This is a genomic window from Pseudomonas sp. Ors-4-3C (genome assembly GCF_055755035.1).
In genome coordinates, this window is the sequence record NZ_CM146900.1 from 5183924 (window position 1) to 5196198 (window position 12275).

The 12275-nt window shown below is 61.1% G+C and carries 10 protein-coding genes; 3 read left to right on the forward strand and 7 right to left on the reverse strand.

Translation table 11 applies throughout. The features are described from left to right. Positions 1-4: 4 nt before the first annotated feature. Both ACVHNU_RS23495 and ACVHNU_RS23500 read left to right on the forward strand, forming a co-directional pair. Entirely contained in the window at positions 5-583 is a 579-nt protein-coding gene (locus ACVHNU_RS23495) for a DUF6436 domain-containing protein (protein ID WP_473018395.1), read from the forward strand. A 102-nt stretch (positions 584-685) separates the two neighbouring features. Continuing rightward, positions 686-3097, forward strand: a complete 2412-nt coding sequence (locus ACVHNU_RS23500) for a penicillin acylase family protein (RefSeq protein WP_473018396.1) — start codon at positions 686-688, stop codon at positions 3095-3097. 115 nt (positions 3098-3212) lie between these two features. On the opposite strand, the gene ACVHNU_RS23505 is transcribed toward ACVHNU_RS23500, so the two are convergent. Next, the gene (locus tag ACVHNU_RS23505; protein ID WP_473018397.1) at positions 3213-4178 is read right to left on the reverse strand and encodes a GlxA family transcriptional regulator; all 966 of its coding nucleotides are present in this window, start codon (positions 4176-4178) and stop codon (positions 3213-3215) included. 314 nt (positions 4179-4492) lie between these two features. On the opposite strand from ACVHNU_RS23505, the gene ACVHNU_RS23510 reads away from it, so the two are divergent. Continuing rightward, a complete protein-coding gene (locus ACVHNU_RS23510) occupies positions 4493-5134 on the forward strand; it encodes an HD domain-containing protein (RefSeq protein WP_473018398.1) in 642 nt (213 codons plus the stop codon). Positions 5135-5276: 142 nt separating this feature from the next. Here the strand turns inward: ACVHNU_RS23510 and ACVHNU_RS23515 are convergent, their stop codons facing one another. The 6 genes from ACVHNU_RS23515 to ACVHNU_RS23540 form a co-directional block, all read right to left on the reverse strand. Then, positions 5277-6167: an ABC transporter permease subunit gene (locus tag ACVHNU_RS23515; RefSeq protein ID WP_064589709.1), complete on the reverse strand. Its 891-nt coding sequence runs from the start codon at positions 6165-6167 to the stop codon at positions 5277-5279. Continuing rightward, positions 6164-7045, reverse strand: coding sequence for an ABC transporter permease subunit (locus ACVHNU_RS23520; protein WP_177434709.1), 882 nt, complete (start codon positions 7043-7045; stop codon positions 6164-6166). The genes ACVHNU_RS23515 and ACVHNU_RS23520 overlap by 4 nt, the downstream gene beginning before the upstream one ends. Before the next feature lie 35 nt (positions 7046-7080). After that, positions 7081-8223 (reverse strand): ABC transporter ATP-binding protein, encoded by a 1143-nt coding sequence (locus ACVHNU_RS23525; protein WP_003229245.1) that lies wholly within the window; start codon positions 8221-8223, stop codon positions 7081-7083. Positions 8224-8290: 67 nt separating this feature from the next. Beyond that, positions 8291-9388, reverse strand: coding sequence for a polyamine ABC transporter substrate-binding protein (locus tag ACVHNU_RS23530; protein WP_103520968.1), 1098 nt, complete (start codon positions 9386-9388; stop codon positions 8291-8293). A gap of 187 nt (positions 9389-9575) precedes the next feature. Then, positions 9576-10685, reverse strand: coding sequence for a polyamine ABC transporter substrate-binding protein (locus ACVHNU_RS23535; RefSeq protein WP_003229249.1), 1110 nt, complete (start codon positions 10683-10685; stop codon positions 9576-9578). A gap of 171 nt (positions 10686-10856) precedes the next feature. Beyond that, complete coding sequence (locus tag ACVHNU_RS23540) at positions 10857-12221, reverse strand: aspartate aminotransferase family protein (protein ID WP_103485652.1); 1365 nt, start codon at positions 12219-12221, stop codon at positions 10857-10859. Positions 12222-12275 lie beyond the last annotated feature (54 nt).

Sequence of the window (12275 nt, forward strand, 5' to 3'; positions counted from 1 at the left end):
AACCATGCGCTCGCCCTACCGCACCGCACTGTTTGCCAGCCTGCTCGCGCTTGTGTGTGCCGGGGTGCTGTGGGCGGCGTACGACTGGTTTCAGGGGCGTTATCTGCGCGCGTTCAGTCAGCACACCGCGGTGTTTTCCGGTGATCCATTGCGCCTGCCGGATGAACTGGCCGGCCCCGGCAAAATCCGTCTCGTGCATTTCTGGGACCCGGCCTGTCCGTGCAACGTCGGCAATCAACAGCACCTGACCGAGATGGTCGAGCAGTACGGCACGCGCGGTGTGGAATTCTTCGCCGTGCAACGCGCTGGCTCCCACGGTCAGTTGCCCACCACCCTGAGCAACCTGAAAACCATCGCCGTGCTGCCCGGCTCCGAGCAGATCCCGGCCAGCCCCGCCGTGGCGATCTGGGACCGCAGCGGCAAACTGGCGTACTTCGGCCCGTACAGCGAAGGGCTGACCTGCAATTCCAGCAACAGTTTTATCGAACCGATCCTCAATGCCCTCACGCAAGACCGCCCGGTCAACGCCACGCACACCCTGGCGGTCGGTTGTTATTGCCCGTGGCCGATAGTGGCGCAGTAAGGCATTCCGGACTTTTCAAGGACAGCGATGCACGGCACGGAAGGTCTGTGCTAATTGTTTGCAGCCCGACGGGCGGCAATCCCGCATGCACAAGGAGTCACCATGAAACGCGTCTTCACCGTTCTTGCCTTGCTCATCGTTATCCTGCTCATCGCCATCGGCGGTTACGTCTACAGCAAGCAACCGACGCGTCAGGGTCAAGTGGAGCTGCGCAATCTGCAGGGCTCGGTGACCGTGCGCTATGACGATCGCGGGGTGCCGCACATTCGTGCCGAGAACGACACCGATCTGTATCGCGCCCTCGGCTACGTGCATGCCCAGGACCGCCTGTTCCAGATGGAAGCCATGCGCCGCCTGGCCCGCGGCGAGCTGGCCGAAGTGCTGGGGCCGAAGCTGCTCGACACCGACAAACTGTTCCGCAGCCTGCGCATCCGCGAACGCGCCGCCAGTTATGTCGCCAGTCTCGATAAGCAGTCACCGGCGTGGAAGGCCCTGCAAGCCTATCTGGACGGCATCAATCAATATCAGGACAGCCACGCCGCACCGGTCGAGTTCGACGTGCTGGGCATCCCCAAGCGGCCGTTCACCGCCGAAGACAGCATCAGCGTCGCCGGTTACATGGCCTACAGTTTTGCGGCGGCGTTTCGCACCGAGCCATTGCTGACCTACGTGCGCGATCAACTCGGCGCTGATTACCTCAATGTCTTCGACCTCGACTGGCAGCCCAAAGGCGTGCTCGCCAAAGGTCACGCCAACAAGACCCCGGCCCTCGCCGCCGGCGACTGGAAAGACCTCAATGCCCTTGCCCGTCTCAGCGAGCAGGCGCTGATCGACAACGGCCTGCCGCAATTCGAAGGCAGCAACGCCTGGGTGATTGCCGGCAGCCGCAGTCAGAGCGGCAAACCGCTGCTGGCCGGTGATCCGCATATTCGCTTCTCGGTGCCGTCGGTGTGGTACGAGGCGCAACTGTCGGCGCCGGGGTTTGAGTTGTACGGCCATCATCAGGCGCTGGTGCCGTTTGCGTTCCTGGGGCACAACCTGGATTTCGGTTGGAGCCTGACCATGTTTCAGAATGACGATCTGGATCTGATCGCCGAGAAGGTCAACCCGGACAACCCGAATCAGGTCTGGTACCACGGCCAGTGGACCGATCTGGTCAGCACTCAGCAGCAGATCGCGGTGAAGGGCCAGGCGCCGGTGACGCTGACCTTGCGCCAGTCGCCCCACGGCCCGATCGTCAACGACGCCCTCGGCACTGCCGCCGGTAAAACGCCGATCGCCATGTGGTGGGCGTTCCTCGAAACGCCGAACCCGATCCTCGAAGGTTTCTACCAGCTCAACCGCGCCGACACCCTGGCCAAGGCCCGTGCGGCGGCGGCCAAGGTGCAGGCGCCGGGGCTGAACATCGTCTACGCCAACGCCAAGGGTGACATTGCCTGGTGGGCTTCGGCGCTGCTGCCCAAACGTCCGGCGGGCGTGCGCCCGGAGTTCATTCTCGACGGCAGCGGCAATCAGGCGGACAAGGACGGCTACTACCCGTTCAGCGCCAACCCGCAGGAAGAAAACCCGGCACGCGGCTACATCGTCTCGGCCAACTTCCAGCCGCTGTCGCCCACCGGCATGGCGATCCCCGGTTACTACAACCTCGCCGATCGCGGGCAGCAACTCAACCGTCAGCTCAGCGACAAGAGCGTGAAGTGGAGCAACGAGGCCAACCAGAAACTGCAACTGGGCACCACCACCGGTTACGGCCCGCGCACCTTGGCGCCGTTGCTGCCGGTGCTGCGTGAAGTGGTGAGTGATCCGGCACAGCTGAAACTGGTCGAGCAACTGGCGCAGTGGCAAGGCGACTATCCACTGGATTCGGTGAGCGCCACAGTGTTCAACCAGTTCCTCTACGACCTCGCCGATGCGGCGATGCGCGATGAGCTCGGCAACGACTTCTTCGAGACGCTGCTGTCGACCCGGGTGATCGACGCCGCTCTGCCGCGCCTGGCGGCGAATGCGGACTCGCCGTGGTGGGACAACCGCAACACACCGAACAAGGAGACCCGTGCCGACATCGTCAAAGCGGCGTGGCAGGCGAGCATGGCGCACCTGAAACAGACCCTCGGCGACAACCCGTCCGACTGGCAATGGGGCACGGCGCACACCCTGACCCACGGTCATCCGTTGGGTCAGCAGAAGCCGCTGGATCACATTTTCAACGTCGGGCCGTTCGCCGCGCCGGGTAGCCACGAAGTGCCGAACAACCTCTCGGCCAAGCTCGGCCCGGCGCCATGGCCGGTGACCTACGGGCCTTCGACGCGGCGGCTGGTCGACTTCGCCGACCCGGCGCACAGCCTGACCATCAACCCGGTCGGCCAGAGCGGCGTGCCGTTCGACAGCCACTATGACGATCAGGCCGAGGCGTATGTCGACGGGATGTATGTGCAGGCGCACTTCAGCGAGGAAGAGGTGACGGCCAATACCCGGAGTACCTTGAAGCTGTTGCCGGCGCGGGCTGCGCGATAGTTTTGTACTTTCTGCGCTGAACCCTTCGCGAGCAAGCTCGCTCCCACAGGGGAGTGCATTTCAACTGTGGGAGCGAGCTTGCTCGCGAAGGGGCCCTCAAGAACAACACTGGAACTCAGAGCAGCACTGCAAAATTCAGCCGAAACTGCTGCGGCGTCACGCCCAATCGACGGTTGAACACACTGCGCATGTGCTGCGCATCGCGAAACCCGCACTGATAGGCCACGGTCTTCAGCGGTGCCGTGGTGCTTTCCAGCAGCACCCGCGCCGCATCCACTCGCGCACTTTCGACGAACTCTGCCGGGGTGACCCGAGCCTCACGGGCGAACACCCGGGAGAAGTTGCGCGCACTCATGTTCGCCGCGTTCGCCAGATCGGCAATCGTCAGATCGCCGGTGAGGTTGGCCAGCACATACAACTGCACCATCGCTACCGCTGACGTCGGCTCCGCGTGCGGTGTGAGGAACGGGCTGAACTGCGATTGCCCGCCCGAGCGCTGAGTGAACACCACCAGCCGCTTGGCCACGCTCAGCGCCACCTCGGCGCCGTGATCGCGGGCCAGCAGATACAGCGACAGATCGATCCCGGCGGTGACCCCGGCCGAGGTGTAGAGCGCACCGTCCTCGACGTACAGGCGATCGGCCTCGACCCGGGTTGATGGGCACAACTGCGCCAGGGCCTCGGCGTCGTTCCAGTGGGTGGTGACCGTGCGCCCTTCCAGCAGCCCCGCCCGCGCCAGCATGAACGCGCCGTTGCAGATCGAGCCGAAACGCCGTGCACGCGCGCAGGCCTCGCGCAGCCAGGTGTCGAAGCCTTTGCCGAAATCCATGAAGGGTAACTGCGGCCCTCCGGCCACCAGTAGCAGGTCATAAGCATCGTGCGCTTCACTGAAGTGTCGGTGAGCGCTGAGGTTCAGGCCATTGGAGCAAGCCATCGGCCCACGTTCGAGGCCGATCACCTCCAACTGGTAGTGATCCTCGGGCGGCAGAAACCGGTTGGCCTCGGCGAACACATCCATCGGCCCGCTGACATCCAGCGCCTGCACGCCGGGGAATACCACGATGGCGATGGTTTTGTTCATAAGCCTCCAATGTCCTCAATGCCCTGGCAAACACAAATCCCTGTGGGAGCGGGCTTGCTCGCGAAAGGGCCCTTACATTCAACTTATCTGTTGAATGACACACCGCTTTCGCGAGCAAGCCCGCTCCCACATGGGCCGTGCCTGCCTTGTTGATTGAGCCAACCCTAGCCAATCCTCGTCCAACAAGCGAGATTGGCACGATTTGCAGGTCGATTGGCAAGGATCGCAGCCATGCGTTGATTGTCCGTTTAGTGCCTCGGGGAACAGACTTTGCCCATCAGCGCCACGACGGCGTTTTCGATGAGGATACCTTCATGAGCACGACCATTGCCGGCATCAAGATCCCCGACAGCGCCCTCGCCCGGGCCACCACCGAGTACATTCGCGACATTGAATCCGACCTGCTTTACCACCACTCGCGCCGGGTATTTTTGTTCGGTGCGTTGAGCGGGGAGCGCCAGCAATTGGCCTATAACCCGGAGCTGCTGTACGTCGGCGCGATGTTCCACGACCTCGGTCTGGTCGAAGGCTATCGCAGTGACGACGAGCGCTTCGAAGTGGATGGCGCCAACGCGGCCGCGGCATTTCTCAAGCCGTACGGGCTGAGCGATGACGACATCGAGCAGGTCTGGCTGTCGATTGCCCTGCACACCACACCGGGCGTGCCCAAGCATCTGCGACCGACCGTGGCGCTGGTGACGGCGGGTGTCGAGATGGATGTGCTGGGCATGGATTACGCGGCGTTCAGCAGCACCCAGCGCGAGGCGGTGGTGCATGCGCATCCACGCGGGGAAGGTTTCAAGGAGTGCATCATCTGCGCGTTTGCCGACGGCTTGCGCCATCGTCCGCAGACTACATTCGGTAACGTGAAGACCGATGTGCTGAAGGATAAGGAGCCAGGGTTCAAGCCGATGAACTTTGTTGAAGTCATCCGCCAATCTCCCTGGACTGCCTAATACCCAATGTGGGAGCGGGCTTGCTCGCGAATGCGGTGGATCAGACAACATTTCTGTCGACTGACACGCCCTCTTCGCGAGCAAGCCCGCTCCCACATTTGGATTTGGGTTGGCCCTCAGAAAGTGACCAACCCGATATGGCTTAAGCCGCTTCCGGCGCAGGCGCGCGGCGTACGTCCGGTTGCTTCCACGAATCGGCGGCGCCTTCTTCGATGGCTTGCTGGATGGCTTTCTTGCGCGCTTCTTCGGCACGGCGGCTGAAGAACCACACCAGGAACGTCACCAGCGACACCGCCAGCAGAATCAGACTGGCCACGGCGTTGATCTCAGGCTTCACGCCCAGACGCACCGCCGAGAACACTTCCATCGGCAGGGTGGTCGAGCCCGGGCCGGAAACGAAGCTCGCCAGCACCAGGTCGTCCAGCGACAGGGCGAACGACATCATCCCGCCCGCTGCCAGCGATGGCGCGATCATCGGGATGGTGATCAGGAAGAACACCTTCCACGGCCGCGCACCCAGATCCATCGCCGCTTCTTCGATCGACAGGTCCAGCTCACGCAGACGCGCCGACACCACCACCGCCACGTACGCCGCACAGAACGTCGTGTGGGCGATCCAGATGGTGACGATGCCACGTTCCTGCGGCCAGCCGATCATCTGCGCCATCGCCACGAACAACAGCAACAGCGACAGACCGGTGATCACTTCCGGCATCACCAGCGGCGCGGTGACCAGGCCACCGAACAGCGTACGGCCCTTGAAGTGGGTGATGCGGGTCAGCACGAAGGCTGCCAGCGTACCCAGCGCCACCGCCGCCACGGCGGTGTAGCAGGCGATTTCCAGCGAACGCACCACCGAGCCCATCAGTTGTGTGTTGTCGAGCAGGCCGACGTACCATTTGATCGACCAGCCGCCCCACACCGTCACCAGTTTCGAGGCGTTGAACGAGTAGATCACCAGGATCAGCATCGGCGCGTAGATGAACAACAGACCCAGTACCAGCATCAGGCTGGAGAAACGGAAGTTCTTCATTCTTTGCCCTCCATTTCCTTGGCCTGACTGCGGTTGAACAGGATGATCGGCACAATCAGGATCGCCAGCATCACCACCGCCAGGGCGGACGCCACCGGCCAGTCACGGTTGTTGAAGAACTCTTGCCAGAGCACTTTACCGATCATCAGGGTTTCCGGGCCGCCGAGCAGTTCCGGGATCACGAACTCACCGACCACCGGGATGAACACCAGCATGCAGCCGGCAATGATCCCGTTCTTGGACAGCGGAATGGTGATTTTCCAGAAGCTGTTGAAGGTGCTCGAACCGAGGTCGGAAGCGGCTTCCAGCAGGCTGTGATCGTGCTTCACCAGGTTGGCGTACAGCGGCAGGATCATGAACGGCAGGTACGAGTAAACGACGCCGATGTAAACCGCCAGGTTGGTGTTGAGGATCTGCAGCGGCTCATCGATCCAGCCCATGCTCATCAGGAAACCGTTGAGCAGGCCGTTGTTGCTGAGGATGCCCATCCACGCATAGACGCGGATCAGGATCGCGGTCCAGGTCGGCATCATGATCAGCAGCACCAGCACCGTCTGCAGCTCTTTACGGGCACTGGCGATGGCGTAGGCCATCGGGTAGCCGATCAGCAGACACAGCAGCGTGCTGAAAAACGCCATCTTCAGCGAGCCGAGGTAGGCGGCGATGTACAACTCGTCGTCGCCGAGCATCGCGTAGTTACCGAGGTTCAGCAGCAGTTGCAGCTTCTGCTCGGCGAAGGTGTAGATCTCGGTGTACGGCGGGATGGCCACGTCGGCTTCAGCGAAGCTGATCTTCAGGACGATGAAGAACGGCAGCATGAAGAACAGGAACAGCCAGATGAACGGAACCCCGATGACCAGTTGCCGGCCATTGGGAATTATTCGGTTGAGCCGTCGTTTGAACTTGCGCATGTTCATGAGCGAAGTACCACGCCGCTGTCGTCTTCCCACCACACGTAAACCTGATCGCCCCAGGTCGGACGCTGACCGCGACGTTCGGCGTTGGCGACGAACGACTGCACCAGCTTGCCGCTCGGCAATTCGACGTAGAACACCGAGTGACCGCCGAGGTAGGCGATGTCATGCACCTTGCCGCTCGACCAGTTGTATTCGCAGGTCGGCATCTCGGCGGTGACCAGCAGCTTCTCCGGACGAATCGCGTAGGTCACGGACTTGTCCTGCACCGAGGTGCTGATGCCGTGGCCGACATAGATCTGCCGGTCGAGGTCCTTGCAGGTGATGGTCGCGTGGCCTTCGGCGTCGTCGATCACTTCGCCTTCGAAGATGTTCACGTTGCCGATGAATTCGCAGACCAGACGGCTGGTCGGGGTTTCGTAGATGTCGATCGGGCTGCCGATCTGGGCGATCCAGCCCAGGTGCATGATCGCAATGCGCTCGGCCATGGTCATGGCCTCTTCCTGGTCGTGGGTCACCATCACGCAGGTCACGCCGACGCGCTCGATGATCTCCACCAGCTCCAGTTGCATCTGCGAACGCAGTTTCTTGTCCAGTGCGCCCATCGGCTCGTCGAGCAGCAGCAGCTTCGGCCGCTTGGCCAGCGAGCGTGCCAGGGCCACACGCTGACGCTGACCGCCGGACAGTTGATGCGGCTTGCGCTTGGCGTACTGGCTCATCTGCACCAGTTTGAGCATTTCGGCCACACGGGCGTCGATCTCGGCGTTGGGGATCTTGTCCTGCTTGAGGCCGAAGGCGATGTTCTGCGCCACGGTCATGTGCGGGAACAAGGCGTACGACTGGAACATCATGTTGATCGGTCGCTCGTACGGCGGCATGTCGGTGATGTCGACGCCGTCGAGGAAAATGCGCCCCTCCGTGGGCCGTTCGAACCCTGCCAGCATCCGCAGCAGCGTGGATTTGCCCGATCCCGAACCGCCGAGCAGGGCAAAGATCTCGCCCTTCTTGATTTCCAGGGACACATCGTCCACGGCAATCGTCTCGTCGAACTTCTTCGTGACCCGGTCGATTTTGACCAACACCTGCTTAGGTGTCTGGTCGCCCTCGAGGGCTTTCTTATAGGCGCCGGAGGCAACTGCCATTTACGAAACTCCCAGAAAAAAACAGTGCAGTTCGCCCAACGCGGACGAACCCAGGATAGTTTGTGCCTTACTTGCCCGACTTGACCTTGGTCCAGCTACGGGTCATCAAACGCTGAATATTGGGTGGCAACTCGACCGACACGTAAGTCTTGTCGAGGACTGCTTGCGGTGGATAAACCGCTTCATCGGTGCGGATGGACTGTTCCATCAGCTTGTCCGACCCTGGGTTGGGGTTGGCGTAACCGACGTAATCACTGACCTGAGCGATCACCTCAGGTTTCAGCAAATAGTTGATGAAGGCGTGGGCCTCTTTGACGTTGGACGAGTCCTTCGGAATCGCCAGCATGTCGAACCACAGCGCGCCGCCTTCTTTCGGGATCGAGTAGGCGATGTTCACGCCCTTCTTGGCTTCTTCGGCACGGTGTTTGGCCTGGAAGATATCGCCGGAGAAGCCGATGGCCACACAGATGTCGCCGTTGGCCAGATCACCGATGTATTTCGACGAGTGGAAGTAGGTGACGTAAGGACGCACCGCCAGCAGTTTGTCGGTGGCCTTGGCGTAGTCCTTCGGATTGGTGCTGTTGGCGTTCAGGCCCATGTAGTTGAGCACGGTCGGCATCATTTCATCGGCCGAGTCGAGGAACGCGACGCCACAGCTGTGCAGCTTCTTGATGTTCTCAGGCTCGAACAGCACGCTCCAGGAGTCGATCTTGTCGATGCCGAGCACCGCTTTGACTTTCTCGACGTTGTAGCCGATACCGTTGGTGCCCCACAGGTACGGCACGGCGTACTGGTTGCCCGGGTCGTTCTGTTCCAGGCGCTTGAGCAGCACCGGATCGAGGTTCGAGTAGTTCGGCAGCTGTGTTTTGTCGAGCTTCTGGAACGCGCCCGCCTTGATCTGCTTGCCGAGGAAGTGGTTCGACGGCACGACCACGTCGTAACCGGTACGCCCGGCCAGCAGCTTGCCTTCCAGGGTTTCGTTGGAATCAAACACGTCGTACACCGGTTTGATCCCGGTGGCTTTCTCGAAGTCGGCCAGGGTGGTCTCGCCGATGTAATCCGACCAGTTATAAATATGCACCGTACCGGCGGCCTGGGCTCCGACTGCGATCGTCAGGCCGGCAGTGGCCAGCAGGGCTTTGCGCAAAGAAGAAAAAATAGGCAAGTGGAGGTCCTCTAAATTAGTTGGGCCCAAGTTGCCCCGCGCTACATGACAGCCATGGCTGCCCGGCAACAAAACCGGCGCGCAACTTACCCTCGAAAAACCGTTCCAGCAAAACTTTCTGTCATTTAATTGATCCGCTGGTCGCCGTCACGGCGACGACGGCCAGCGGTTGTTGCCTCAAACCGGCTTATTTACCGGATTTGATCTTGGTCCAGCTGCGGGTCAGTTCACGCTGGGTAGCGGCCGGCAAGTCGGCGATCGCATACAGCTTGGCCTGCACATCGGCTGGTGGGTAGATGCCTGGATCGGAGGTGATGTCCTTGTTCACGTACTGAGTCGCTTCGGCGTTACCGTTAGGGAAGCGCACAGCGTTGGTGATCTCGGCCATCACTTTCGGTTGCAGCAGGTAGTTCATGAACTTGTAGGCGCCGTCGATGTTTTCCGCATCTTTCGGAATCGCGACCATGTCATAGAAGCTGCCGGCGCCTTCCTTCGGAATGGCGTAGCTGACTTTGACCTTGTCACCGGCCTCGGCGGCACGGGACTTGGCCTGCTGCACGTCACCCGAGTAGCCGACTGCTACGCAGATGTTGCCGTTGGCCAGGTCCGAGATGTACTTGGAGGAGTGGAAGTAGGTGATCGAAGGACGAATCTTGAGGAACAGGTCCTCGGCTTTCTTGATGTCCTCTTTCTTCTGGCTGTCGGTTGGCAGGCCCAGGTAGTGCAGCGCGACCGGAAGCATTTCGGTCGGCGAATCGAGGAAGCTCACGCCGCAGCCCTTGAGCTTGGCGATGTTCTCTGGCTTGAGCAGCACGTCCCAGGAGTCGATGGTGTCGACGCCCAGCGCAGCCTTGACCTTCTCCGGGTTGTAACCGATGCCGATCGAGCCCCACATGTACGGGAAGGCGTGCTTGTTATCCGGGTCGCTGACCGAAACGGCCTTGAGCAGCGACTTGTTCAGGTTGCCGTAGTTGGACAGCTTGGACTTGTCCAGCTCCTGATAGACGCCGGCCTTGATCTGCTTGGCCAGGAAGTTGTTCGACGGCACAACCACGTCGTAACCGGACTTGCCCGCCAGCAATTTGGCTTCCAGGGTTTCGTTGCTGTCGAATACGTCGTAGACGACCTTGATCCCGGACTCTTTCTCGAAGTTGGCGATGGTGTCAGGAGCGATGTAGTCGGACCAGTTGTAGACGTGCAACACCTTGTCGTCCGCGTGGACCGCACCCGCCATCATGCCCGCAACGGACAAAGCGAGAAGAGTCTTGCCAGCAAGCTTTTTACCTAATGCCTTCATGCGTCATGCTCCAAATTTTTCTTTTTTGAACCACTTTGTTCAGCGGCCGAACCCCGACAACTGGAACTGCGGCTAGTCTGGCAAGATCGGAGGCGGTCTTTCAAGAAAAGGCCAACCTTTCTGACACCTTCGAGCGAGAGCGCCACAGCTCCCCCGCTCGAAGCCTAGCACTTAGGCCTGCAACGCACTGAGGGTCAGGTCCAGGCACTTGCGCGCCTTGGTCACCAGCTCATCGATCTCCGCCTTGCTGATCACCAGCGGCGGCGCAATGATCATGGTGTCGCCCACGGCGCGCATGATCAGGCCGTTATCGAAGCAGAACTGCCGGCAGATCATGCCCACGCCCTTGCCTTCGTAACGTTTGCGAGTGGCCTTGTCCTGCACCAGCTCGATCGCCCCCAGCAGCCCCACCCCGCGTACTTCACCCACCAGCGGGTGATCGTTGAGTTCGCGCAGACGTTTCTGCAAATACGGTGCCGTTTCGTTATGCGCGTTCTCGATAATTTTCTCGTCGCGCAGAATCCGGATGTTTTCCAGCCCCACCGCCGCCGCCACCGGGTGCCCGGAGTAGGTGAAGCCGTGGTTGAAATCGCCGCCTTCGTTGAGCACTTTCACCACTTCGTCACGCACGATCAGGCCACCCATCGGGATGTAGCCGGACGTCAGGCCTTTGGCGATGGTCATCATGTCGGGTTTCAGGTCATAGAAATCCGAACCGAACCACTGACCGGTACGGCCGAAACCGCAGATCACTTCGTCGGCGACGAAGAGGATGTCGTACTTGGCGAGGATTTCCTTGATGCGCGGCCAGTAGGTGTCTGGCGGAATGATCACGCCACCGGCGCCCTGGATCGGCTCGGCAATAAAGGCACCGACGTTGTCCACGCCGACTTCGAGAATTTTCTCTTCCAGTTGATTGGCCGCCCAGATGCCGAACTCTTCCGGCGACATGTCGCCGCCCTCGGCGAACCAGTACGGCTGCGCAATGTGGACGATGCCCGGGATCGGCAAATCGCCCTGCTCGTGCATATACGTCATGCCACCGAGGCTCGCGCCCGCCACGGTTGAACCGTGGTAACCGTTCTTGCGGCTGATGATGACTTTCTTGTTCGGCTGGCCCTTGATCGCCCAGTAGTGGCGAACCATGCGCAGCATGGTGTCGTTGCCTTCGGAGCCGGAACCGGTGAAGAACACGTGGTTCATGCCTTCCGGCGCCACGTCGGCGATGGCCTTGGCCAGTTCCAGTGCCGGCGGGTGCGCGGTCTGGAAGAACAGGTTGTAGTAAGGCAGTTCGCGCATTTGTTTAGCGGCCGCGTCGGCCAGTTCATCGCGGCCATAACCGATCGCCACGCACCACAGACCCGCCATGCCATCGAGGATCTTGTTGCCCTCGCTGTCCCACAGGTACACGCCCTTGGCGTTGGTGATGATCCGTGGACCCTTCTCTTTCAGCTGCTTGAAATCGCTGAACGGGGCCAGGTGGTGATCGCTGCTCAGGGCTTGCCACTCACGGGTTTGCGGGTTGTTGCTGGTCATGCCAATTCTCCTTGTTATCGGTGAAGGCGCGGCGGCTGGCCACCGCGCCCGGCG